The 23,895-nt window shown below is 61.1% G+C and carries 20 protein-coding genes; 12 read left to right on the forward strand and 8 right to left on the reverse strand.

The window, feature by feature from the left end; genetic code table 11:
- Positions 1-8 precede the first annotated feature (8 nt).
- Entirely contained in the window at positions 9-1,358 is a 1,350-nt protein-coding gene (gene gorA, locus RY831_RS01170) for a glutathione-disulfide reductase (RefSeq protein ID WP_326504497.1), read from the forward strand.
- Between the two features lie 186 nt (positions 1,359-1,544).
- Here the strand turns inward: gorA and RY831_RS01175 are convergent, their stop codons facing one another.
- The 3 genes from RY831_RS01175 to RY831_RS01185 all read right to left on the reverse strand — a co-directional run bounded on the left by RY831_RS01175 (position 1,545) and on the right by RY831_RS01185 (position 6,352).
- Entirely contained in the window at positions 1,545-2,060 is a 516-nt protein-coding gene (locus RY831_RS01175) for a DUF2062 domain-containing protein (protein WP_326504498.1), read from the reverse strand.
- Positions 2,061-2,062: 2 nt separating this feature from the next.
- Complete coding sequence (locus RY831_RS01180; RefSeq protein ID WP_326504499.1) at positions 2,063-2,431, reverse strand: HPF/RaiA family ribosome-associated protein; 369 nt, start codon at positions 2,429-2,431, stop codon at positions 2,063-2,065.
- 297 nt (positions 2,432-2,728) lie between these two features.
- Positions 2,729-6,352 carry an indolepyruvate ferredoxin oxidoreductase family protein gene (locus RY831_RS01185; protein ID WP_326504500.1) on the reverse strand — a complete coding sequence of 1,208 codons (3,624 nt, stop codon included), beginning with the start codon at positions 6,350-6,352 and terminating at the stop codon, positions 2,729-2,731.
- Between the two features lie 100 nt (positions 6,353-6,452).
- Between RY831_RS01185 and RY831_RS01190 the strand changes: the two genes are divergently transcribed.
- The 3 genes from RY831_RS01190 to RY831_RS01200 all read left to right on the forward strand — a co-directional run bounded on the left by RY831_RS01190 (position 6,453) and on the right by RY831_RS01200 (position 10,921).
- Complete coding sequence (locus tag RY831_RS01190) at positions 6,453-7,358, forward strand: LysR family transcriptional regulator (RefSeq protein ID WP_326504501.1); 906 nt, start codon at positions 6,453-6,455, stop codon at positions 7,356-7,358.
- Between the two features lie 255 nt (positions 7,359-7,613).
- Complete coding sequence (locus RY831_RS01195) at positions 7,614-7,952, forward strand: four-helix bundle copper-binding protein (RefSeq protein WP_326504502.1); 339 nt, start codon at positions 7,614-7,616, stop codon at positions 7,950-7,952.
- A gap of 173 nt (positions 7,953-8,125) precedes the next feature.
- Complete coding sequence (locus tag RY831_RS01200; RefSeq protein WP_326504503.1) at positions 8,126-10,921, forward strand: bifunctional diguanylate cyclase/phosphodiesterase; 2,796 nt, start codon at positions 8,126-8,128, stop codon at positions 10,919-10,921.
- Positions 10,922-11,108: 187 nt separating this feature from the next.
- On the opposite strand, the gene RY831_RS01205 is transcribed toward RY831_RS01200, so the two are convergent.
- The 3 genes from RY831_RS01205 to RY831_RS01215 all read right to left on the reverse strand — a co-directional run bounded on the left by RY831_RS01205 (position 11,109) and on the right by RY831_RS01215 (position 13,746).
- A complete protein-coding gene (locus RY831_RS01205) occupies positions 11,109-11,813 on the reverse strand; it encodes a hypothetical protein (protein ID WP_326504504.1) in 705 nt (234 codons plus the stop codon).
- A 59-nt stretch (positions 11,814-11,872) separates the two neighbouring features.
- Positions 11,873-12,331 (reverse strand): GNAT family N-acetyltransferase, encoded by a 459-nt coding sequence (locus RY831_RS01210; RefSeq protein WP_326504505.1) that lies wholly within the window; start codon positions 12,329-12,331, stop codon positions 11,873-11,875.
- Positions 12,332-13,041: 710 nt separating this feature from the next.
- Complete coding sequence (locus tag RY831_RS01215; protein WP_326504506.1) at positions 13,042-13,746, reverse strand: GntR family transcriptional regulator; 705 nt, start codon at positions 13,744-13,746, stop codon at positions 13,042-13,044.
- A 281-nt stretch (positions 13,747-14,027) separates the two neighbouring features.
- On the opposite strand from RY831_RS01215, the gene RY831_RS01220 reads away from it, so the two are divergent.
- From RY831_RS01220 to RY831_RS01250, 7 genes are all read left to right on the forward strand, one after another.
- A complete protein-coding gene (locus RY831_RS01220) occupies positions 14,028-15,275 on the forward strand; it encodes an allantoate amidohydrolase (protein ID WP_326504507.1) in 1,248 nt (415 codons plus the stop codon).
- Between the two features lie 83 nt (positions 15,276-15,358).
- Positions 15,359-16,984, forward strand: a complete 1,626-nt coding sequence (locus RY831_RS01225; protein WP_326504508.1) for an HAL/PAL/TAL family ammonia-lyase — start codon at positions 15,359-15,361, stop codon at positions 16,982-16,984.
- Between the two features lie 219 nt (positions 16,985-17,203).
- Positions 17,204-17,929, forward strand: a complete 726-nt coding sequence (locus RY831_RS01230) for a Crp/Fnr family transcriptional regulator (RefSeq protein ID WP_326504509.1) — start codon at positions 17,204-17,206, stop codon at positions 17,927-17,929.
- Positions 17,930-17,956: 27 nt separating this feature from the next.
- Complete coding sequence (locus RY831_RS01235; protein ID WP_326504809.1) at positions 17,957-18,388, forward strand: AAA family ATPase; 432 nt, start codon at positions 17,957-17,959, stop codon at positions 18,386-18,388.
- Positions 18,389-18,513: 125 nt separating this feature from the next.
- A complete protein-coding gene (locus RY831_RS01240) occupies positions 18,514-18,672 on the forward strand; it encodes a hypothetical protein (RefSeq protein ID WP_326504510.1) in 159 nt (52 codons plus the stop codon).
- Between the two features lie 70 nt (positions 18,673-18,742).
- The gene (locus RY831_RS01245) at positions 18,743-19,630 is read left to right on the forward strand and encodes an alpha/beta fold hydrolase (RefSeq protein WP_326504511.1); all 888 of its coding nucleotides are present in this window, start codon (positions 18,743-18,745) and stop codon (positions 19,628-19,630) included.
- Positions 19,631-19,648: 18 nt separating this feature from the next.
- Positions 19,649-20,362 carry a methyltransferase family protein gene (locus tag RY831_RS01250; RefSeq protein ID WP_326504512.1) on the forward strand — a complete coding sequence of 238 codons (714 nt, stop codon included), beginning with the start codon at positions 19,649-19,651 and terminating at the stop codon, positions 20,360-20,362.
- Here RY831_RS01250 and RY831_RS01255 read toward each other — a convergent pair.
- Both RY831_RS01255 and RY831_RS01260 read right to left on the reverse strand, forming a co-directional pair.
- Complete coding sequence (locus RY831_RS01255; RefSeq protein ID WP_326504513.1) at positions 20,356-20,634, reverse strand: hypothetical protein; 279 nt, start codon at positions 20,632-20,634, stop codon at positions 20,356-20,358. The genes RY831_RS01250 and RY831_RS01255 overlap by 7 nt on opposite strands.
- Positions 20,635-21,286: 652 nt before the next feature.
- Entirely contained in the window at positions 21,287-21,928 is a 642-nt protein-coding gene (locus RY831_RS01260; protein ID WP_326504514.1) for a glutathione S-transferase family protein, read from the reverse strand.
- 372 nt (positions 21,929-22,300) lie between these two features.
- On the opposite strand from RY831_RS01260, the gene RY831_RS01265 reads away from it, so the two are divergent.
- On the forward strand, positions 22,301-23,344 hold the full coding sequence (locus RY831_RS01265; protein WP_326504515.1) for a S49 family peptidase: 1,044 nt from the start codon (positions 22,301-22,303) through the stop codon (positions 23,342-23,344).
- The last annotated feature ends 551 nt before the right edge of the window (positions 23,345-23,895 follow it).

Consider the following 23,895-nt stretch of genomic DNA (forward strand, 5'->3'; position numbering starts at 1 on the left):
AAGCTGTGATGAAGCATTACGACTATATCGTCATCGGCGGCGGCAGCGGCGGCATCGCTTCCGCCAACCGGGCCGCCATGCATGGAAAGAAGTGCGTCCTGATCGAAGCGAAGGAGATCGGCGGCACCTGCGTCAATGTGGGCTGCGTTCCCAAAAAAGTCATGTGGTATGCGGCGCACGTTTCGGAAGCAATCCATCGCTATGGTCCGGATTACGGCTTCGATGCCACGGTGAACCGCTTCGACTGGTCGGCTCTGGTCAAAAACCGCAGCGCCTATATCGAACGCATCCACGCGTCCTATGAAAGCAGCCTGGACCGCAACAAGGTCGAACTGGTCCGCGGCTTTGCCAGCTTCATCGATGCCCGCAACATCGAGGTGGGCGGCGCGCGCATGACGGCCGATCACATCCTTATCGCAACCGGCACCCGTCCCGCCCGTCCCGATATCCCGGGCGCCGAGCATGGCCTGGATTCCGACGGATTCTTCGCACTGGCGGCGCAGCCGAAGCGCACCGCTATCGTGGGCGGCGGTTACATTGCGGTCGAACTCGCTTGCGCGCTCCATGCGCTGGGCTCGGAAACGCACCTGTTCGTGCGCCACGAGGCGCCGCTTCGACAGATGGACCCGCTCTTGAGCGAGACCCTGGTACAGGTGATGAAGACGGATGGGCCGACGCTGCATCGCCATTCGGTTCCGACGGCCGTCATCAAAAACAGCGACGGCAGCCTGACCCTTGAACTTGAAAACGGTCGAAGCCATACCGTGGATTGCCTGGTCTGGGCGATCGGCCGCCATGCGGATACGTCCGGCCTAGGCCTGGAGGCCGCCGGCGTGGCCCTGAATGCCGAAGGCCGCATCGTGGTGGACAAGTACCAGAACACCAGCGTCGACGGCATCTATGCGGTAGGCGACATTACGGGACTGCTGGATCTGACGCCCGTTGCGGTTGCCGCCGGCAGACGCCTGTCCGAGCGCCTGTTCAATGGCAAGCCGGACGAACACCTCGATTACGAGAACGTCCCGACCGTGGTGTTCAGTCATCCTCCTATCGGAACCGTCGGCCTCAGCGAACCGGAGGCTCGCCTGAAATTCGGCGATGCGCAGGTGAAGACCTACCAGAGTTCATTCACCACCATGTACACCGCCATCACCCGGCACCGGCAGCCGGCGTGCATGAAGCTCGTATGCGTCGGGCCCGACGAGCGTGTGGTCGGTATCCATGGCATTGGGCACGGCATGGACGAAATCCTGCAAGGCTTCGCCGTCGCCTTGAAGATGGGCGCCACCAAGAAAGACCTGGACGATACCGTGGCAATCCATCCCACTGCGGCCGAGGAGTTCGTAACGATGCGTTGAAGCCGATACGGCATCAACCGACGATGAATAGCTGTATCGCCTTCTGCTCCGGCCGTGTCGAATTTGGCAGGGAAACCTGCTCATGGTTACCTTGCCAGCCGGAGCATGCCGAGCGCGGCTCGTAGGCTAATAGGAGCATGGGCACATGCTGCTTGCCGATAGCTGCCCTTAGCTGCCTTAGCTGCCTCAACTACCTTCGGCTCTCCGCTTTCTCCACCGATAAAGCACCATGCCCTTCCATCCTGCCAGCACGATGCCGAACGCAAGACTGCCCGAAATCAGGGCCAGCAGCGGCACGCCCAGCAGCAAGGGCATTCCCGCTTCCTGAAACAGGCCAAGCCACTCGCCTCCACCCGACGGCAATCCGAATGCGGGCCAGGCCAGCGGCTGGCCGAGGCAGAGCGCGCCCAGCATCCATGCGAGACCAAGGATGGGCAGCATGGTGAAGGGATTGCCGATGAAGGTCAGCACCACCGCCGTCGGCAGGTGGGCATTGAACTGGATGGCGGCAAAAGCCGCCAGCAGCGCTTGCGCCGGAATCGGCAGTACGCTGATAGCGGTGCCGATGGCCGCGCCGACGGCGACCGTACGCCGGCGCGGCGCCCACAGCTGAGGCCGGCCGCTGCGCAGAAGACGTGCAATCTGGGGATGATGTTTCAATAGTTCCGATGCGTTCATCCATGAACGCTGAGACTTCGGCATGCTTATTCCTTGTGAGCCGGATGTTCCGAATGTGTCGCGGCGGCATCATGCGCAATAGCGTGGGAGCCGGACTTCTTGCGCATCGTCATCCGCTTCGTGCGATGGGCTGCGCGCCGCACTGCGTAATCGATCGCGGTGTACATGTTTTCCTGCACTTCATGAATCACCACGGTAGGACGGTCGGGCAGCATGACGCTGACTTCGCACAGGTTTTCCCGGCCGCCGCGTTCCGCCCTGATTTCGCGCAGCTGGACGGCGACCTGCCTGACATGGTTGTGCGTATGTGTGAACGCGGCGCGCACGCTGCGTTCCAGGTATTCCTGGAGAAAGGGGGTGAAGCAGTATTCCTTGGCGAGTATCTGCACGTCCATTGGCGTCTCCATGAATGGCTTAACGAATGAAATCAACGATGGACAGTGTTGCCGATTATTCCCGCATGAAAAACCTAAGAAAGAAGGAGAGAGTCTTCTTTAAATCGGAAATGATTCGGGGAAAGATGATTAACTGACATGGGCATGCGGCAAGAATGGCACTGCCGTCGGCATTATTCGGCAGTCATCAGCGCGTTGCAGGCGGACGGCCTGCACCATCGGAAGAGACAAGATGCAATGATCGACGGCGAAGAGACGCCAGGCCCGGTTGAACCGGCCCCGACGTCCTGCCATCCGTCAGGCCGCATGCGCGGTCGTAGTTCCCTTTGCCGCCGGAGCATCGAATTCCTTCAGCAATGCGGCTTCCTTCTCGCGCGCCGCCTTCAGGTGCCTTTCCTTCACATGGCCGAAGCCGCGGATGCCGTCGGGAATGCTGGCGATCGCGGTGGCGACGGACAGGTTGTCGGCCTTCAGTTTCGGCAGCAGCGCCGCGACGGTCTGCCGGTACTGGGCGATCAGCGCGCGTTCGGTCTTGCGTTCCTCGGTATAGCCGAACACGTCCAGCGCGGTGCCCCGCAGGACCTTCATCTTCGCCAGCATGCCGAAAGCCTTCAGCATCCACGGACCGTATTCCTTCTTGACCAGGTGGCCCTCGGCATCGCGCTTGGCCAGCAGCGGCGGCGCAAGATGGAACTTGATCTTGTAGTCGCCTTCGAACATGCCTTCGATCTTGGCCTTGAAGGCCGTGTCGGCGTGCAGGCGCGCGACCTCGTACTCATCCTTGTAGGCCATGAGCTTGTAGAGATAGTGCGCCACCGCGCCGGCCAGCTTGTGCGACTTCTCGCCGACGGCCTTGCGCTCGGCATCCCTCACCTGCTCGACGAAATCGCGGTATTGCTGCGCATAGGCGGCGTTCTGGTACTTGGTCAGGTAATCGACGCGGGCAGCGACAACGTCGTCCAGCGAAGGCGCGCGCTTGAATTCGATCACCTGCGCAGCCGTGTCATCCACCTTGGCCAGGCGCGCCACCGCCGCCCAGTCATGCGCGGCATTGCGGCCCCAGACGAAAGCCTGCTTGTTGAATTCCACCGACACGCCGTTGAGTTCGATGGCGCGCATCACGGCGGCTTCCGACAGCGGCACCCAGCCCTTTTGCCATACATAGCCGAGCATGAACATGTTGGTGGCGATGCTGTCGCCCATCAATGCCGTGGCGACCTTGCCCGCATCGACGAAATCGACGAGGTCGCTGCCGCAGGCAGCGCGGATGTCGTTCTCCACCGCCTGACCCGGGAATTTCCAGTCGGGATTCTTGACGAAGGCGGCGGTCGGACTGCCGGTCGCATTCACCGCCGCATGCGTGCGGCCCTCGCCCATGCGCGACAAGGCATCGCGGCTGCCGGTGACGATCACGTCGCAGCCGATCACCAGGTCCGCCGCGCCGGTGCCGACGCGGGTGGAGTGGATCTTGTCCGGGCTGTCGGCCAGGCGCACATGCGACATCACCGGTCCGCCCTTCTGCGCCAGCCCGCTCATGTCGAGCACCGAGCAGCCCTTGCCTTCGACGTGCGCCGCCATCGCCAGGATCTGGCCGACGGTCACCACGCCGGTGCCGCCGATGCCGGTGACGAGAATGCCGAACGGCTCGGCGGTCGTGGGCAGGGTCGGCTGCGGCAGGTTGCTGCCGTCGAGTATCGGCAGCTTCTTCGCGCCCGCATCCTGCGCGACGGCGGCTTTCTTCGGCTTCTTCAGCTGGCCGCCTTCGACCGTAACGAAGCTCGGGCAGAAACCCTTGACGCAGGAGAAATCCTTGTTGCAGGACGACTGGTTGATCTGGCGCTTGCGGCCGAACTCGGTTTCCAGCGGTTCCACCGACAGGCAGTTCGACTGCACGCTACAGTCGCCGCAGCCTTCGCACACGGCTTCGTTGATCACGGCGCGCTTGGCCGGATCGGGAAAGCCGGGCTTGCCGTCCTTGCCGATCTTTTTCCGGCGGCGGCGCTTCTCCGACGCGCAGGTCTGGTCGTAGATCATCGCGGAGACGCCCTTGACTTCGCGCAATTCCTTCTGCACCGCGTCGAGCTCGTCGCGGTGGCGGATGGTCACGCCCGGCGCCCAGTTGACGCCGGCCGGATATTTTTCCGGTTCGTCGGTGACGACGATGATCGGATGCACGCCTTCGGCCGCGATCTGGCGCGAAATGGTGGCCGGATCGAGCGGACCGTCGAAGGTCTGGCCGCCGGTCATCGCCACCGCGTCGTTGAACAGGATCTTGTAGGTCATGTTGACCTTGGCCGAGACCGCGGCGCGGATCGCGAGCAGGCCGGAATGGAAATAGGTGCCGTCGCCCAGGTTGGCGAAGACATGCTTTTCGCTGGTGAACGGCGCATGGCCGACCCAGGTCACGCCTTCCGCGCCCATGTGGGTGAAGGTCGAGGTCTGGCGGTCCATCCACAGCACCATGTAATGGCAGCCGATGCCGGCCAGCGCGCGGCTGCCTTCCGGCACCTTGGTCGAGCTGTTGTGCGGGCAGCCGGAGCAGAAATGCGGGATGCGGTCCTTGTTCGGGTCGGGCTTGCCGCTGCCCACCTTGAGCACCGCTTCCTTGGCTTCCAGGTAGGCAATCCTTTCCTTGATGCGCTGCTCGATCGGATGGCCGGCGAAGTACTTGGAAATGCGGGCCGCGATGGCGCGCGCGATCTGCGCGGGATTGAGCTCGTAGGTGGCCGGCAGCAGCCAGTTGCCGTGGCCCTCGCGGTGGTTGCCGCTCCATTCGCCGGTGTCGTCGAACTTGCCGACCACGCGCGGACGAACGTCGTCGCGCCAGTTGTAGAGCTCTTCCTTGAGCTGGTATTCGAGGATCTGCCGCTTTTCCTCGACCACCAGGATTTCTTCCAGGCCCTGCGCGAACTGGCGCACGCCCTCGGCTTCGAGCGGCCAGGTCATGCCGATCTTGTAGAGGCGGATGCCGATGTCGCGGGCGACGTTTTCATCGATGCCGAGGTCGTCGAGCGCCTGGCGGGTGTCGAGATAGGATTTGCCGGCGGTGACGATGCCGATGCGCGCGCGCGGGCTGTCCCAGATGATCTGGTTGAGCTTGTTGGCGCGCACGTAAGCGAGCGCCGCATACCACTTGTAGTTGTTCATCCGTGCTTCCTGGTCGAGCACGGCATCCGGATAACGGATGTTGAGCCCGCCGGGCGGCAGTTCGAAGTCCTCGGGAATGACGATCCTCACGCGCTCCGGGTCGAGATCGACCGAGGCGCCGGATTCCACGATGTCGGTCACGCATTTCATCGACACCCACAGGCCGGTATAGCGGGACAGCGCCCAGCCGTGCAGGCCGTAATCGAGGTATTCCTGCACCGTGGACGGATACAGGACCGGAATGCCGCAGGCCTTGAGTATGTGCTCGCTCTGGTGCGCGGTGGTGGAAGACTTGGCCGCGTGGTCATCGCCGGCCAGCACCAGCACGCCGCCATTCCTGTCGGTGCCGGCCATGTTGGCATGCTTGAAGACGTCGCCGCAGCGGTCCACGCCTGGGCCCTTGCCGTACCACATCGAGAACACGCCGTCGTACTTGGCATCGGGGAAAAGATTGACCTGCTGCGTACCCCATACCGCGGTCGCCGCCAGGTCCTCGTTCATTCCCGGATGAAACTGGACATGATGCTGCTCAAGATATTTCTTCGCCTTCATGGCCGTCATGTCGACGTTGCCAAGCGGCGAACCGCGGTAGCCGGTGATGTAGCCGGCGGTATTGAGGCCGGCGGCGACGTCGCGCTGGCGCTGCATCATCGGCAGGCGGATCAGCGCCTGGGTGCCGGTGATGAAGGCGCGTCCGCGCTCCAGCGTGAATTTGTCGTCGAGGGTAACGTTGTCGAGCAGCTTGCGCTGGTCCGATGTCAGGGGTGCGTTCATCGTGCTTGTCTCCATCCTTTTTGGGGCTGTGTATTGAGTATAGTAAGCCCGCAAGCTATCGTAAAATCACAAATACACAACTCTGATATCCGAAAAACGCATGGCAGAAAACGTCACCCTCAGGCAGCTCCGCTATTTCGTCGCGGCGGCGCGCACCGGCCAGTTCTCGATGGCGGCAAGCAACGAGCATGTATCGCAGTCGGCCATCACCAATGCCGTCCTGGCGCTGGAACAGGAGCTCGGCGTGCGCCTGTTCGACCGCCTTCCGCAGGGCGTGGCGCTCACCGCCGACGGCGAGGACTTCTTCCATCATGCGCGCCACATCCTCGATTCGGTGCGTGATGCAATGCACAAACCGCGTTTCCGCGCCAACAACCTGCGCGGCACGGTGAGGCTTGCCGCATCGTACACGGTGCTTGGCTATTTCCTGCCCGAGCTGCTGGCGCGTTTCCGGGCGAGTTACCCGGACGTGGAGATCGACTTGCGCGACATGGACCGCCCCGGGATCGAGGAGGCGGTCGGCAAGGGGGAAGTGGAACTGGGAGTGGCGATCCTGTCCAACGTGTCCAGGCTCAACCGCTTCGGGCATGCGATCCTGGTGCGTTCGAGAAGGCAATTGTGGATGGCGCCGGAGCATCCCCTGGCGCAGCTGGCATCGCCCTCGCTGAAGGACATCGCCCAGCATCCCTACATCCTGGTGACGGCCGACGAGGCGGAGGCGTCCACCTTTGCCTACTGGAAGACCAAGCGCTTGAAACCCAACATCGTGTTCCGCACCAGCTCGATCGAGGCGGTGCGCGGACTGGTGGCGCACGGCTTCGGCGTGACGGTATTGTCGGACATGGTCTTCCGTCCGTGGTCGCTGGAAGGCAAGCGCATCGAGGCGCGCCCCATCCTCGACGTGGTTCCGCACATGGAAGCCGGCGTACTGTGGCGGCAAGGCGCGGTACTGAGCGCACCGGCAGAAGCGCTGCAGCAATTCCTCTTGCATGCCTACGGTTCTTGACCGCCCTGCCGGGAAGCTTATAGATCCGGCCCGAAAATATGTTGGGCCGGATCCCCTCACCCCGACCCTCTCCCAGAGGGAGAGGGTGAGATCAGCGACCCGAAAAATGACCATTTTTCGGGCCTGACCAATAGATTGGGAAGGCGTGAACCTTTTACGGCAAAAAGTACCTATCGATTTGCCAAGTCTTTCATGGCCCGGCGCAGCCGGCGGGCCCGATGCCCGCCGGAACCGGAAACGACAAGGAGGATGAGCATGCCCGATACGATGAGCCCCGAAATGAAGCAATGCCTGGACAATTGCCTGGCATGTCACCGTCTCTGCACCGAAACCGCAGCCCATGTCTTGCATGGCGGACATGTGCATAGCGAGGCCAAGCATCTGGTCGCCCTGCTAGACTGCGCGCAGATCTGCCTGGTGCATGCCGATTTCATGACACGCCGCTCTCCTCATCACACGCATCTCGCAAAGGAGTGCGCGGAGATCTGCAATGCCTGCGCGGCGCTTTGCGAAGAACACGCCGACCCCGACGGTGAAATGGCGCGTTGTGCGGAGGCTTGCCGCAAGTGCGCCGCAAGCTGCTCGGCGATGTGACATTCGCACAACCATTTCCTTTCCCTTGCGCAATTTTTACAGCGATTGCGCACGTCTTCTTGCGCAATCTCCATGCCACGGTGCGTCGGTGCCCTACGAACCGGCACCGCCGGGTATGATGTTAAAAATACAAGCACCGCTCCACGGAATATTGCAAGGAAACCGCAGCACTCATGTTGCATCGAAACCGCATGCGCTCGCCTGGTCTGGCCGCCGCAGCCACGTTTGTCCTAGGCTTCATGACGACAATCGCGCTCTTCTTTTTCACATTCGAACTGGAGAGCGACAAGGCGAACCTGGACTTCAGAAGGCGAGCGGAAAGTTACATAGCCGACGTGCAGCAAGGCCTCGGCGACGCCATTGCCAGCCTGCAGGCAGTCAATCAACTGTTTGCGGCGGTAGGTGAAGTCTCGCGCGAAGAATTCCATACCTTCACCCTGCCGCTGCTGCAGCGCCAGCCCTACATCGAAGCATTCACCTATCATCGTTTCGTCGCCGCAACGGAGCGCAAGCGTTTCGAGGCTGCGATGCGGCGCGACTTCCCGGGCTTTCGCATCAGCGAATACAAGGACCGCGGCGTTGCCCCGGCCGGCCCGCGCGACATGTATCTGCCGACCGTCTATATCTCGCCGCAGGAAAACAACGAAGTGCGCATCGGCAACGATGCCCTGTTCCATCCGCAGCGCGCCGCCGCCGCATGGCGCGCGGTGGACAGCGCCAGGCCATCCGCGACAGGCATCGTGCAGCTTCTCATGGCCGACAATCCCGAACCGACCTTTTTCGTCATCATGCCGCTGTATCGCCGCGACATGCCGCTGGGCTCGCCGGAAGAGCGGCGGCGCGCGATGTTCGGCGTGACCCAGGCCGTGTTCAACTCCAAGAACCTGGTGAGCAAGATTCTCGGCAAGGAAGCACTGTCGATGCCCGGCATCGACATCAGCATCTCCACCGCGGTGACGCCCGAGGACAAGCATCTGGCCTTCCAGCATCATGCGGAGGTCGAGAATCCTGACGAGCCGCAGCCGGGGTTCCTGCGCAAGGTGCTGGAACCGCCGATGCTGGTCGGAGAATCCTTCGATGTCGGCGGCACGGTCTGGCATGTCCAGGTATCGGGCAGTTCGTCCGCCTTCATTTACAGCCACCGCGGTTCGCTGCTGGTGCTGCTGTTCGGCATGCTGGTCACGCTGTATGCCGCCAACAACCGCCGGGCCGCAGCTAACCGGGAACGCAAGATCGAGCAGCTGGTGGAACAGCGTACCGCCGAACTGCGGCTGACGAGCGAAGACCTGCAATTGCGCCAGAGCGCGATCGAAGCCAGTGCCAACGCCATCATCATCGTCTCGGCGCGCCGACCGCATTTTTCCATCGAGTATGTCAATCCGGCGTTCGAAAAAATTTCCGGTTACAGCGCCGAGGATGTGATCGGCAAACCTTTCGCGCCGCTGGCGCGCCCGGGCGACGACCAGACCGGCGTGGCGGACCTGCGGGCGGCGCTGCACGCGGGCACGCAGACGCACGCGATCGTCTCTCAGACCCGGCGCGACGGCTCCCAGTTCTGGAGCGACGTCTATGTGGCGCCGGTGTCCATCCACAGCGGCGAGGTCAGCCATTTCGTGATCACGCAATACGACATCACCGAGATGCGTCGTTACCAGGGCGAGCTGGAATTCCAGGCCAACTACGACCTGCTGACCGGCATCGCCAACCGCAACCTGCTGCGCGACCGCGTTACCCAGGCACTGACGATGGCCGCGCGCCACGGCGAACTGGTATGCGTGGCCTTCATGGACCTGGACCGCTTCAAGTTCGTCAATGACAGCATGGGCCACCGCGCCGGCGATCTCGTGCTGAAGTCCATCGCCTCGCGCCTCAAGCGCGCGGTACGCGATACCGACACCGTGGCGCGCTACGGCGGCGACGAATTCGTGCTGGTGCTGCCGGAATCCGAAGACGTGACCGAATCGGCGAAGGTGGTGCAGCGGGTGATGCAGGCGCTGGCGCGGCCGGTGCCGGTGGACGGCAAGGACTTCTTCCCGACCTGCAGCGTCGGCATCGCGGTATATCCGACCGACGGGGAAGACTTCGAAACCCTGCTCACCCACGCCGACATCGCGATGTACAGCGCCAAGGAAAAGGGCCGGAACAATTTCCAGTTTTACGCGCCGCGCATGCATGAGCGCGCCGCCAAGCGCCTGCGCCTCGAAGGGGATTTGCGGCGCGCGCTGGAGCGGCAGGAACTCACGCTGTACTACCAGCCGCAGGTGGACGTCAATACCGGGCGCGTGGTGGGCGCCGAAACGCTGATCCGCTGGCAGCATCCGGAGCTCGGCCTGATCCCGCCGTCGGAATTCGTGGCGCTGGCCGAGGAGACGGGGCTCATCGGCGCCATCGGCGAATGGGTATTGCGCACCGCCTGCACGCAGGCGAAGAAATGGGAGCAGGCCGGACTCGGAAAGCTGCGCATCGCGATCAACCTGTCGGCGCGGCAGTTCAGCCAGCCCAACCTGCTGCGCACGGTGCAAAGCACGCTGGCCGAAAGCGGACTCGACCCCAGCAACCTGGAACTGGAAATCACCGAAAGCACGGTGATGGTGGATGTGCAGCATACGATCCGCACGCTGCATGAACTGAAGAATATCGATGTCCACCTGTCGATCGACGACTTCGGCACCGGCTTCTCCAGCCTGTCCTATTTGAAGCAGTTCCCCATCGACGTGCTCAAGGTCGACCAGTCCTTCGTGCGCGACATAACCACCGATGCCGACAATGCGATGATCGTGATGTCGGTGATCTCCCTTGCGCACAACCTTCGCCTGCAGGTGATCGCCGAAGGCGTGGAAACGGTGGAGCAGTTCAACTACCTGAAGGAAAACAAGTGCGACCAGGTGCAGGGCTATTACTTCAGCAAGCCGCTGCCGGCCGACAAGTTCGAACGTTTCCTGCAGCAGGATCTGCCGGCGGAAGCGTAGAGCGACTGGCTGCCCACCGAGCTTCGTCTTGAGTGCGCCCCAAGCGGGCTATTCACCAGCCTGGAATGGCAAACGGCCAGTGTTGTGAAGGATGCTACCGGCAATGATTCCAGGATGCTAAAGCAATATTAGGTTCGAGGTAACCAGCGGCGTAGCCGTCGAAGTTTAAGATCATGTGAGGCCTCGTTTACACAAGTTTATGGCCCTGAATATAGGCGTGACAAATTTTTGGCAAATCTCGCACAACTCTCTCACCCTCTGCTGACTGCAATCGACCACAGGCATCCACCACTAAATGCTCGAGGTTCGGAAACTTCCGCCCTAGGTCACCCAGATGCGCAAGCTTCCTACACCGATGTACCTCCAGCCGACGAAGGTTCGGAATGGCGGGCAGCGATTCGAGACTGTCGAGGTTTGCCCAATTTATCTGTAGCTCTTCAAGAGACTCCGGGAAGTCGAGTGCGGCAAAGGTGTTGTCTTTTGAACGGAAATGCCATACGTGAAGTAGCTGCAGTTCTTTAAGCTTTTCAAGCCCTGTATCCTTAGCTCTCGGTTCGATTACCACATGGCGCAACCGTGGAAAGCGGCTAAAATCAATCGGTGGTCGCTTCGGATGAACCCCAAAGTATTGAAGATTCTCAAGCGCGTAAAGCCCCTCAATGCTTTGCAGATTCATGTCCCAGAACCAGACGGCTTCAAGCCAGGGTAACTCAGCAAGAAAATCCAGGGTTGAGCCAGTGAACCCGAACGAGGCTGCTCCAAAAACCCCTTTGATACGTTCGATCTTTACCTTGGCCACACAGTCTTGCAGACGGCTCGTCTCTATTCCGAGACAGCTCACGTGAGCGAGGTCATGTGTTTGATAAAAACCCTCTTCGATTGCAATTGGCATAGTGCTCTGCCTAAGGTTGTCATTGATATGAGCTGTAAGCGCGAGGGAACAACGATAGTTTAGTTCGTAATACGCTTGCTATAGGCATAGAAGACATCATCCCGAATCCATCCAAGCGATTCATAGGCTGCTTGCGCCGGCTGGTTAGTCTTTGCAGTCGTTAGGTCCATTCTCGCCTTGCCGTTCTCTGCCGCAAGCCGCTCTGCCGCTTGCAAGAGAACCCTTGCGACACCATGACGCCGTGCATTCGGAACGACGAACAGGTCGTAGAGCGAGTAGATCGGCTTTGCCTCGACTGAACAAAACGTAGGATATAACTGGCAGAAGCCCACGGCCTGTTGTAGATCGTTCGATGCGAGAAGGATCATGGATTCATTGTTCTGAATTCGTTCGCCAATGAAGCGTGTTGCCAACGCAAGGTCGGTTGGCTGTTCGTAGAACTGACGATATGCATCGAAGAGTGAGGCTACGACATCAAGGTCAGCAATTGTTGCTGTTCTGATCTGGATCGTGATCATGGGTGGTCTGATCTAACGGTTGATGTAATCGACCTGTGCGGGCAGCGTGAAGCAATGCTTCTACAGCGTCCGGCTGACCAGGACGTTAGTCCTCATGACGCTGATGAAATCCGCCAAACAATAGGCACTAAACCGGCGGCAATAGCCAAGGCTCCAAGGAACATGATCCATAAACCCGGCATGCGACCGCCATCTCCAGCAGACCAACCAAGAGCCGGAAATGCTCGGCGCAGGATATGTCGCAGCCCCCACCAGCCGACTGTGTGGACCAGGACGACCGCGATTCCGAATTGGACCAGGACAAGACCTGCGAACAGTAGGGGATCACTGGAAAAGGAAATTGGGACAGGATGTCCGAGATTCAGCTTCGTATGGTAAGCGAACATCCCTGACGTGACGGACCGCAAACATCCCGACAAGACATAAGCCCCGGCACTAAAGCCCAGAACAGCAGCGAACCATTCGTCGAGCCTCTGACAGAAAAGTGAAAGGAAAAACTGTCGTTTCATTCCTGGGACCTAACTGTGTGCTATACGGACACCAAACGTCCGGTACACACGACGGCTGTCCGATATGCACGGATATGTTCTGCATCCAAATTATTGATTTAAATATGAATTTTCAACATATCCATAATTATACGGACAGCGATCATATGGTCTGCATGGCAGATCTCATTCAGGACGAAGATGAAAAGACACTCGACCCGCTCACGCCAGCAGCACTGAAACCAGGTCCTTCCTGCTGTCTTCCAGGCTCTTGTCGAAATGCAGGGCGGCCTCGACGTGGTCGAGATGTTCGAGGATCAGCTTGACGGCCCGCTCCACCTTTCCAGCCTTGGCCGCCTCCAGGAATTCCATGTGTTCGTCGGATGAACAGACGGCGTCGAGGTCGGACTGGTAAAGCATGGTGATGAGGGAGCTGCGGGCCACCAGCTCCTTGAGGATATCGGTCAGCACCTGGTTGCCGGCCACTTCGGCCAGCTGCACATGGAAGTCGCCCAGCAGCTGCGACCGGGCTTTCGAATCCTTGCCGCTGATGGCGGCGCGCTCGGCCTTGAGGTGCTTTTCCAGCATCCGGTAGTCGGCCGGCTTGGCCTTGGCGATGAATTCCCTCGCCATCGCAGCTTCGATGATGCGGCGTGTCGCAAAGATTTCACGGGCTTCGGTTTCGGTCGGCTGGCTGACGAATGCGCCGCGGTCCGGAATGATATTGATCAGCTTGTCCTTCGACAATGTCAGCAGCGCGGCGCGGATCTTGGTGCGGCTGACCGAATACAGGCGGGACAAGGCTTCCTCGCGCAGCTTGGTGCCGGGCGGCAGCTGGCGCGCAGCGATCGCCGCGGCGATGTCCTCGGCGATTTCGTTGGCGCTTTTCACTGCGGCCGGTTCTTCTTCTGTACGTGGCTTTACCATAGGTGGAGGAAAACAAATCAATCAGGCGACGGCAGCTTATCATGAAAGCAACATGGCGCCCGCGATGAAGCGCCATGCAGCCGCCGCAATGCAAGGGCGCACCTTATTAGAGCACTCCCGGGCTTGCCGGCAATATGCCGCCGCATATAGATAATATAGCAGGCAGCAATCCTCGCACACCTGTTTTGCCCAAGGTTTTTGTATACAATGTTTGAATACGATATTATACTTTTCGACATCTGGGAATTGCGCATGCCTACCGGAGCGCACAAGGAGACTTCATGAATCACGCAGGCAGCAGAGGAACAGCGGGAACAACCATCATGCGCTGGGCGGACGAGCTGGCAGGCCACAGCGAAGCCGAAGGCATGCTGACACGCACCTACCTTACCGCGGCCCACAGCGGCGCCGCCGAGCAGCTGTCGCAATGGATGCGCGACGCCGGCATGAACGTGCGGCGCGATGCCGCCGGCAACGTGATCGGCCGCTACGAGGGCTCGGCTCCCGGCGCGCCGGCATTGCTGACCGGCTCCCATTTCGACACGGTGCGAGACGCCGGCAAGTATGACGGCAATCTCGGCATCCTTTTGCCGATCGCCTGCATCGCCGAATGGAACAGGACCGGCCGGCGCTTTCCCTTCGCCATCGAGGTCATCGGCTTCGCCGAGGAAGAAGGCGTGCGCTTCAAGGCGACCCTTTTGGGCAGCCGTGCGATCGCCGGCAGCTTCGACTACGGCGTGCTCGACAAGCGCGACAGCAACGACCAGACCATGCGCCAGGTCATGCATGCGGCCGGCTTCAATCCCGACAACCTGCCCCACGCCGCCTACCGGCGCGACAATGTGCTCGGCTTCATGGAAGTGCATATCGAACAGGGTCCCGTGCTGCTCGACGAGAATCTGCCAGTGGGCGTGGTGACCGCGATTTCCGGCGCCAGCCGTTTCCTGGTGCAGGCCACCGGCCTTGCCGGACACGCCGGCACCGTGCCGATGAGCCTGCGGCGCGACGCGGCGATGACGGCCGCCGAGATCGGGCTCTACATCGAGAAGCGCTGCTCCGGCATTCCGGGCCTGGTCGGCACCGTCGGCCAGCTGGAGGTGCCGAACGGCGCGGCCAACGTGGTGCCGGGCAAGGCGGTATTCACCATCGATATCCGTGCCGAGACCGATGCGGTGCGCGAGGCGGCGGTAAGCGACGTGATCAACGAAATGCAGGCCATCGGCGCGCGCCGCAAGGTCAGCCTCGACATCAACCGCACGCATGAGGCGAAGAGCGTGCCCTGCGCCGGCTGGCTGCAGGAACAGCTCGGCGCCGTCATCAGTCAGGCCGGCCTGCCGGTGCGCCACCTGCCCTCCGGCGCCGGCCATGACGCGATGGCGATCGCTGCGCTGACCGATGTGGCGATGCTGTTCGTACGCTGCGGCAACGGCGGCATCAGCCACCATCCGGATGAAACCATGACGGCGGAAGATGCCGACATCGCGGCCCGGGTGTTTTCCGGCTTCGTCGAGAACTTCAGGCCGCGCTAGCGAGCGCCCCCTGTCCTGCATCAACCATATTCGGGCGCAGTGCGCGCCGCCTAATCAACGTTAAAGTTACTTACGGGACCATCATGACAACAATCCTTATCGACGGCTTCAATCTCACAGCGGAACAGGTGGTCGCCATTGCACGCGATCCGGAGGTGAAGGTCGACCTCGCCCAGTCCTCCCGCGCCGCGCTCAAGGAGAGCCGCGACTACATCGAAGCGACCTGGATGCACGATGAAGCGCCGATGATGTACAGCTTCAACACCGGTGTCGGCTTGCTGAAGGACACCCGCATCAAGGTCGAGCACATCGAACTGTTCCAGACCCAGCTGATCAAGGCGCATGCCGCCGGCCTGGGCGAGCCCTTCTCGGAAGAAGTCAGCCGCGCCACCATGCTGCTGCGCGCCAACGCCTTCGCCAGCAACTATTCCGCACCGCGCGTGGAAGTGCTGGACCGCCTGCTGGCCTTTATCAATGCCGGCATCCATCCCATCATGCCGCAGAAGGGCTCGGTCGGCGCCTCCGGCGACCTCGCGCCGCTGGCCTATCTCGGCGCGGCCATCGCCGGCTTCGAAGAAGCGGAAGTGATGTACAAGGGCAAGCGCATGAGCGCGCCGCAGGCGATCCAGGAATCGGGCGTCGGCCCGGTCAAGTTCGACCTGAAGGCCAAGGATGCGTCGGCGCTTATCAACGGCTGCACGGTGTCGCTCGCCGTGGCCGTGCTGGCCGCGCATGATTCGCGCAACCTGCTGTCGGACGCCTGCCTGTCGCTCGGCCTGACGCTGGAAGCGATGCGCGCCGAAATGTCGGCCTTCGACGAGCGCATCCACCTGGCGCGTCCGCATGTCGGCCAGATCAAGACCGCGGCCATCATGCGCAACCTGCTCAAGGGTTCCACCCGCACCACGCACGAGGCGCGCGCCGTACAGTTCCCCGAAGAACTGCGCCGCACCGACATTCCCTACACCCCGCGCATCCAGGACGTGTATTCGTTGCGCTGCGCGCCGCAGGTGTACGGGCCGGTATTCGATGCGCTCGATTACATCGACACCATCGTCTCGCGCGAGATCAATTCGGCGACCGACAATCCGCTGATCTTCACCAAGGACGGCGGCGGCTTCGAGATCATTTCCGGCGGCAACTTCCACGGCCAGTACCTGGCGCAGGCGATGGACCTGCTGGCGATGGCGGTGACCGACCTCGGCAGCATCGTCGAGCGCCGCATCAACCGCCTGATCGATCCTACGCTGTCCTGGGGCCTGCCGCGCAACCTGATGACCGGCATCCGCGGCGTCAACACCGGTTATCCGGTGGTGCAGTGCTCGATGAGCGCGCTGGTGATGGAAAACCGCACGCTGTGCATGCCGGGCAGCGTCGACAGCATCCCGGCCAAGGGCAACAGCGAAGACCATATTTCCAATTCGACCTGGTGCGCGCGCAAGGCCGCGACCGTGATCGCCAACACGCAATACATCGTCGGCGTCGAGATGCTGTTCGCCGCGCAGGGCCTGACCATGACCGAGCCGCTGCTGCCCGGCTTCGTGCTCGGCCAGGGCACGCAGGCCGCCTACGATGAAATCCGCCGCCAGCTGCCGGCCTGCCTCGACGGCGACCGCTGGTTCCACAACGACATCCAGGCCGCGCATTCCTTCATCACTACCGGTTCGGTGCGTGCCGCGGTGGAGAAGAAGATCGGCAAATTCGTTTAAGGATCAGATCGATACGTAAAGAGTACCTGCGTTTGACGGGCGGGCCGCGAGGTTCGCCCTTTTTTATTTCTCCCATTGCCCGCTGGTATCGGCATCTGCCGTCCGCGCTGGCATATCTGCCTGAGCCACGAGTTCTATCCCCGCCACAAACTTTGCCGGCCTTTCCTTGTCACAGCGATTGCAAGCTTGTCAATTATTCCGTGATACCAGGAGACTCCAATGATGCATGTTCCGCAGTCGAGACACGAATGCCGGAACCTGTTGCTGGCCATGCTGCCCGACGAAGATTACGAGCGACTCGTTCCCGACCTGGAGTACATGCGGACGCCCCTGCATTTCAAGCTGTTCGAGCGCAACGGCCCGATCCATCATGCCTATTTTCCACTGTGCGGCGAGCATTCCATACTGAGCACCATGTCCAACGGCGCATCCGTGGAAGTCGGCACGGTCGGCTACGAAGGCTTCAGCACCGTCGATCTGCTCACCGGCAACGACATCGCCATCACGACCACGGTATGCCAGATTCCGGGAGAAGCGCTGCGCATGGAGACAGGCCGATTTCTCGCGTTGACAAATGAAGATACGCCGTTGCGCCGGATATGCCTGCGCTACCTGCAGGCTTACCTCGCGCAGGTGTCGCAGGCGGTAGCATGCAACGCGCTGCATTCGGTCGAACACCGTTTTGCGCGCTGGATACTGATGAGCCATGACCGCATGCATCGGGCGCCGTTCCAGCTCACCCACGAGTATCTTGCTTCCATGCTCGGCGTGCACCGTCCCAGCGTGACATTGGTTGCCGGCAGGTTCCAGGAGCGCGGGCTGATCGAATACAAGCGCGGCGTGATCACCGTGCTCGACCGGCAAGGCCTGGAGCATGCGACCTGCGAATGCTATGACCTTGTCAGAAAGCAGTTCCAGCGCCTGCTCGGCCAGTCGATGATGTAAAGCGGGAATGGCGATTCGGTCGTGGAAATGCTTCTCTTCATCGGAATCCAGGCCAGCGGCAAGTCCACGTTCTACCGGCAGCGCTTTTTCGATACGCATATGCGCATCAGCCTCGATCTCCTCAAGACGCGGCACCGGGAAACGCGTTTCCTCGACGCCTGCCTGTCCACGCAGCAGCGCTTCGTCGTCGACAATACCAATCCTTCCCGTGAAGAAAGAGCGCGCTATATCACCGCGGCAAGACAGGCGCGCTTCCGGGTGATCGGCTACTTCTTCGAGCCGGACCCGTCCGCTTCCGAGCAGCGCAACGCGCAGCGCGACAAAAAGCAGCTTGTACCACCTGTCGGTCTGTTCGGCACGCTCAAGCGGCTGCAGCGGCCGTCCATGGATGAAGGCTTCGACGAGCTTTACCTGGTGCGGGCGCTCGAGGGGCGTTTCGAAGTCATGCGGCAGGCATAGCGGCTCATGGAACTCGCCGGAGCCCGGATTGCCTACTGATTGCGATTGCAGCTGGTACTTCACCCCGCCGCAGAGGCCTGCCGGGTGCTGCGCAAATGCAATCATTCAACCAGGAGGATGCCGACATGAAAATGAGAAAGCGCAAGCGGGAAATCTACAAGAGGTTGTTCATCGGCCTGCAGGTCGCGGCCCTGATCGCCGAGCTGGAAGACATGGCGGACCAATTGCGCGACGCGTTGAAGGAAAGCGATCCGCAGTTCGCGCCGGCAGAAGTTGAAGTATGAAGCGGCGCGTTGCCGGACGGGCTTGCGGGCGCGTGCGTCGCAATTCCGGCCTTCCTGAAAGGAAAGCCCGGTGACGACCGTGTCAACGCGCCATGAGCGCATACAGGGCGACGGCGTCTTCCTGCATGTAGAGATCAGCGGAGAGGGTCCTCCGGTCATCCTGCTGCACGGCTTTCCGGAGAATTGCCATGTCTGGCGATTCCAGATCGAACCCCTGGTCGCGGCCGGCTTCTCGGTCTGGGCGCCGAACCTGCGCGGCTATCCGCCATCCGACGTGCCTTCCCGGCGCGAGGATTACCACCTGCGCCATCTGGTCAAGGATGTCGCCCTCATCGTCAAGGCTACAGGCTACCCGCGCGCCGTGGTGGCGGGCCACGACTGGGGCGGCGTCATCGCCTGGACCTTCGCCGGTGCCTATCCGGAACTGCTCGACCGCCTGATCATCCTCAACGCGCCGCACATGCAGGTGTATGCGGAAAAGGCACTGCGCACCTCGCAGGCGGTGCGCAGCCTGTACGCGGCTTTCTTCCAGCTGCCCTTGCTGCCCGAACGCCTGCTGGCCGCGCGCCGCTTCCTGGTCGTGCGGCAGATGTTCAAGACCATGCCCTACCGCAAGCCGGCCTTCGATGATGAAGAGATCGACGACTTCGTGCATACGCTGTCGCAGCCGGGCGCACTGAAGGCGGCGCTGGATTATTACCGCATCAATGCCCGGCCCGGGGCGATGGCGCTTGCGCGGCATGCGAAGACCGATGCGCCGGTGCTGGTGATCTGGGGAGAAAAGGATCCGTCGCTGGGCAGTTTCCTGCTCGAGGGCTTGCAGCGTTTCGCGCCGCGCATTCGCATCCAGCTGCTGCGCGATGCCGGTCACTGGGCGCCGAACGAGGCGCCGGCGGAAGTCAACCGCCTGCTGCTCAAGTTCCTGAGCGAAGCCCGGCGCCGCAGTGCGCCGGCCTGAACCGGAAACGGACTCGCCATGCGCACCACCATCAAGATCGGGATTGCCACTCTCGCCTTCGCCGCCGTGCACAGCGCGCTTGCCACGCGCAGCGCGAAACGAGTCGCCGCGCAATGGCTGGGCGAGACAAGGCGGGATGCCGGCTACCGGGTGTTCTTCGTGGTGCAGTCGCTGGCCGGATTCAGCGCGCTGCTGGCCTACGGCGCGCGCCTGCCGACGGTCACGCTGTATCGCATCGACGGACCCGGCGCACTCGTGCTGCGGCTCGGCCAGGCCGCCGGCGTGGCCTATCTGCTGCATGGCTTGAAGCAGGCCGGTGTCGCACAGTGGTCCGGCGTTGCCAATCTGCAGGCATGGAAGCGCGGCCTGCCGCTCCCTCCCGGCCCTGCCGCGCAGGGACCCGAGCTCAAGCAGGACGGACGGCTCGGCATCAGCGGGCCTTTCCTGCACAGCCGGCATCCCTTGAATTTCGCCGGCATCCCCATCTTCTGGCTGACACCGCACATGACCACCCGGCGGCTTGCGTTCAACCTGGTGAGCACCGTGTATTTCGTGCTCGGGTCCAGGCACGAAGAGATCCGGCTGCGGGATGCCTACGGCGAGCTGTACCGGCAGTATGCCGACGGCCCTGTCCCGTTCTTTGTGCCGGGGGCAGCCCGGTTACCGGCCCCTGCCCGGGGAAACCGGGAAGGGGCCGGTAACCGGGAAACACCGCTGCCCGCCGGTCAATGAGCCTGGTCCCTGCGGTCCTGAACGTCGACCGCGCGTTTTTCGGCTGGCTGCGCCTCGGCATCGATATCGCTTTCTCCCGCCGCCTTGCCCATGCCCGAGCCGCCGACATCGTCAATCGGAGCGCCGGACGATACGGCCGTATTGACGCCGGCCGGCGAATCCTGGTCGCCGATGTTTTCGATTCCCGTTCCACCCATGGAACCTTGAAGCTCGTTCAATCCTGCCGCTTTTTTCTGCTGTTCTCCGAGGTGCTTCTGATCGGGGGTTTGCATGACTGCCTCCGTGTCTTTCGTTGATTTAAGAAAAGCCTGGAAATTGCGCATCGAAGATGCCAGAGGGCGGTCCGGAATGACAGACCTGTGACGTCATATGGCAAAGAAGATTAGAAGCCCAGGCTTACTGAAGTTCACGCAACGGTGGATGAACGTGAAGCCTTTCTGCGGGAAATGGCTTTTGCCTACTGAAATCGATGTACGAAAGCGACAGGATCGAAACCGCGATAAATTTCCTGCATAAATTTGCTTGCGCCATCCATACCGAACCGGAAAATGGTTCCGCCAATTGAAAGTTGAAAATGCACAATCAGAGTTGAAAGTTTTCGGCGCCTGTAGAGGCCCATCGTCGTTTTGGGCAATTGATACTTGAAATTTCGGCTAAACGGACAATTCCAAGGAACGATCTCTATCCAAGCGATAGTCACCCACGGAACAACCGCAGGCATCACCTTGGCGTAATGGCGATCCGCTTTGAACGGGCACCATATTCAATGACCGGTTTCGTTCATAAAGCTGACACTTCCAGCCACCATTCCCGCCTGGCGTCGTTGCGCTCGTCATCCATAGCCCCGCTATGGATTCCTCCCGTGCCTTGCCAGACGAAAAAATCCACCGATCTCATCTGTCATGTCATAACTTGGGATTGGTATTACCACCGCACCGGCAGGCGCTCTCCAGGCAAAATATCGTAAGGCGACCCCCACCCCGGAATGGCCCGCATGCGTTCTACCCAAGCTCCGATATGCGGATAGCGCTCGGCAAAGTCGTACCCGCTCTCCTCATTCGGGTAAAACAGATAGCCGCACATCGAAAAGTCGGCGATCGTGGGCGCGTCGCCCACCATGAAGGCCCGCTCCCGCAGGTGCTTGTCGACGACCGAGAAAGCGGCATCCATGCGGCCGCGCAGCCAGCCCATGACGGCCGGGTCGGGTGCCGCCGGCCCGAAGGCCTTCATGAAACGATAAGTGGCGAAATAGCTGGTGAACTTGTGATTGTCGAACAGGATCCAGCGCTGCGCCTCCAGCTTCTCATCCTCGGTGCGCCCTTCGAAGGCGCCATGCTTGCGCGCCAGGTAGCCGAGAATCAGCCCTGACTGGGTCAGGCGGCGCATGCCGTCTTCCAGCACCGGCGCCTCGCCCATCTCGTTGGTCGACGCGCGCCATTCGTCGGTGCGCGTGGCGCCGTTCATGAAGTCGACGAACACAGGCTCCCAGGGCTGCCTTAGCGCATTCAGGAAGAATGCCACTTTGTATGAATTGCCGGACTGGCAGAAACCATGAAGACGATACAAGTTTCACCTCCCTTTCATAGGGTCGTTGGGTAGGAGCAAGCGCCGTAAAAGGCGCTGCGACGCCGAACAATATACAACAATGCCAAGCGGGTCGATTCCGGTGTATGGGCGTATGGGCGTCTGGAAATGGCGTGACTGTTGGTGATTGTTAGCGATTGTTATCCAATGACGAGCTTCGGCGGTGGAGGCCGCATATTGGAGCGAAAACAGTTGGCCAGGCCCGACGGAATTCTTTCGGGCATCAGGATGCCGCATTAAAGAAATAAGGCGCCGCAGGGGATGCCGTTTTCAGGTCGTGCATTGTGGAGAATCTGTGACGCGTCTTCCGAATGGTCCACAATGTACCCGTCGTGTTAAAGAAAGGAATGGATCATGGAGTACGAAACGGATGGAAAATCCCGTCGCAGCAGGTGGTTCGGCAAACGCTCAACGGGATTGGATTTTGCAGGCATGACGCCGGAGCAAACACATCAGGCGATTACGTCGCTGATGGTCAGCGATATGCTCAAGGAGCGCCGGTCCGACCGCCGCTGGAGGGCCGTGCGCCGGGTCATCACCGCCCTGTTCCTTCTGGCCGGTATCGGCGTCTATCTCGCCACGTTGTTCTACGAGCCCAAGACCGGGCCATTGCTGAAAGATGCCGACGGTTATCTCGGTGTGGTGCGCATCACCGGCGCGATCAAGAATTCATCCAACGCTTCGGCGGAGAAGGTGGTTCCTGCACTGAACGAGGCATTTGCCGATCCAAAGGTTAAAGCCGTGGTCCTCTCGATCGATTCGCCTGGAGGCGCGCCGGTAGAGGCCGAACGTATCAATTTCGCGGTTGGGGAACTGAAGAAGCGCCACAAGAAACCGGTGTATGCCGTCATCCAGAACATCGGCGCCAGCGCCGGCTACATGATCGCCATGCATACCGACAAGATCTATGCTGGCCGTTATAGCCTGGTGGGGTCGATCGGCGCCGCGCTACAGACATGGGACGTGCATGAGGCACTCAACAAACGCGACGTCAGGCACCAGGTTTACGCCTCGGGCGATCTGAAAAACATGCTGAACCCCTTCTCGCCTCCTTCGGAAGCGGCCGGCCGGAAGGCACAGGAACTCGTGGACAATGCGGGTGGCCAGTTCTTCGCGGAATTCAAGGAGCGCCGGGGAAGTAAACTCAAGGAGGGCGTCGCCTACGACACCGGCGAAGTATGGAGCGGCGAACAGGCACTGAAGCTGGGGCTGGTCGACGAGACGGGAACGATCGAACAGCTTGCCTATGCCAATAACGCCAATGTGAAGGAGTTCAAGCCCGGATCGCGGGCAATACTGCCGGCATTCACCATGGAAGCGGCATCAGCCTGGCTGTCTTCGGTGATAGCGAATGCCATGCATGGAGTGGCGGAAGCATCTCCCGTGGCATTCCGGTAAGCGGAAACGGAAACGAGAACGCCCCGGCATCATCGATGCCGGGGACGAGTGTTTTACCCAATGATTGTCATAAGGCGTGCATTAGAGCGTTTTCGGCTTGACTGTACTGACGATGCAGGAACCTTTGCCCACAGTACTGCGTTGTGTCTCCTTGCCATGGCCCCGCCATGTCGCGTCACCACGCCTTGTCCTGCGGGCAAATCTTCTCGGCTTCGCCTACTCCAGTCAAACCGAAAACGCTCTAGCGCGAGCAGGCATGCCGACATGCTGGATATCTCCGGGGAACGGCGGGTTTCAAGCGGCACTCGCCAGATGAAAACCCTGGCGTCGTGGGTCACCATCCAATGGCTGGAAAGGGCCCGACTGCAGATCTGCGTCAATACCCCGTGCATGGCGTTTTTGGCAACAAGCATGGTTTAGCCGCACCGGAAGCAGTCTCCCTCCCGCCGCCTTTCCTCAAGCGCCAGCGGCCAGCCGACCGGCGGTTCGCCCCGGATTCTCAACAAATCCTCACTCGATCCTCAACAAACCTCAACACCCGGCGTCCGTCC

Origin of the sequence: Noviherbaspirillum album (genome assembly GCF_035916955.1) — a bacterium.
GTDB lineage: Bacteria > Pseudomonadota > Gammaproteobacteria > Burkholderiales > Burkholderiaceae_D > Noviherbaspirillum > Noviherbaspirillum album.

Coding starts and splice junctions, on each gene's coding strand:
- RY831_RS01195 (WP_326504502.1), top strand. CDS start 7,614: ATGCCCGATACGATGAGCCCCGAAATGAAGCAATGCCTGGACAATTGC.
- RY831_RS01190 (WP_326504501.1), top strand. CDS start 6,453: ATGGCAGAAAACGTCACCCTCAGGCAGCTCCGCTATTTCGTCGCGGCG.
- RY831_RS01235 (WP_326504809.1), top strand. CDS start 17,957: ATGCTTCTCTTCATCGGAATCCAGGCCAGCGGCAAGTCCACGTTCTAC.
- RY831_RS01215 (WP_326504506.1), bottom strand. CDS start 13,746: ATGGTAAAGCCACGTACAGAAGAAGAACCGGCCGCAGTGAAAAGCGCC.
- RY831_RS01240 (WP_326504510.1), top strand. CDS start 18,514: ATGAAAATGAGAAAGCGCAAGCGGGAAATCTACAAGAGGTTGTTCATC.
- RY831_RS01255 (WP_326504513.1), bottom strand. CDS start 20,634: ATGCAAACCCCCGATCAGAAGCACCTCGGAGAACAGCAGAAAAAAGCG.
- RY831_RS01210 (WP_326504505.1), bottom strand. CDS start 12,331: ATGATCACGATCCAGATCAGAACAGCAACAATTGCTGACCTTGATGTC.
- RY831_RS01250 (WP_326504512.1), top strand. CDS start 19,649: ATGCGCACCACCATCAAGATCGGGATTGCCACTCTCGCCTTCGCCGCC.
- RY831_RS01205 (WP_326504504.1), bottom strand. CDS start 11,813: ATGCCAATTGCAATCGAAGAGGGTTTTTATCAAACACATGACCTCGCT.
- RY831_RS01185 (WP_326504500.1), bottom strand. CDS start 6,352: ATGAACGCACCCCTGACATCGGACCAGCGCAAGCTGCTCGACAACGTT.
- RY831_RS01230 (WP_326504509.1), top strand. CDS start 17,204: ATGATGCATGTTCCGCAGTCGAGACACGAATGCCGGAACCTGTTGCTG.
- RY831_RS01225 (WP_326504508.1), top strand. CDS start 15,359: ATGACAACAATCCTTATCGACGGCTTCAATCTCACAGCGGAACAGGTG.
- gorA (WP_326504497.1), top strand. CDS start 9: ATGAAGCATTACGACTATATCGTCATCGGCGGCGGCAGCGGCGGCATC.
- RY831_RS01175 (WP_326504498.1), bottom strand. CDS start 2,060: ATGCCGAAGTCTCAGCGTTCATGGATGAACGCATCGGAACTATTGAAA.
- RY831_RS01220 (WP_326504507.1), top strand. CDS start 14,028: ATGAATCACGCAGGCAGCAGAGGAACAGCGGGAACAACCATCATGCGC.
- RY831_RS01200 (WP_326504503.1), top strand. CDS start 8,126: ATGTTGCATCGAAACCGCATGCGCTCGCCTGGTCTGGCCGCCGCAGCC.
- RY831_RS01265 (WP_326504515.1), top strand. CDS start 22,301: ATGGAGTACGAAACGGATGGAAAATCCCGTCGCAGCAGGTGGTTCGGC.
- RY831_RS01180 (WP_326504499.1), bottom strand. CDS start 2,431: ATGGACGTGCAGATACTCGCCAAGGAATACTGCTTCACCCCCTTTCTC.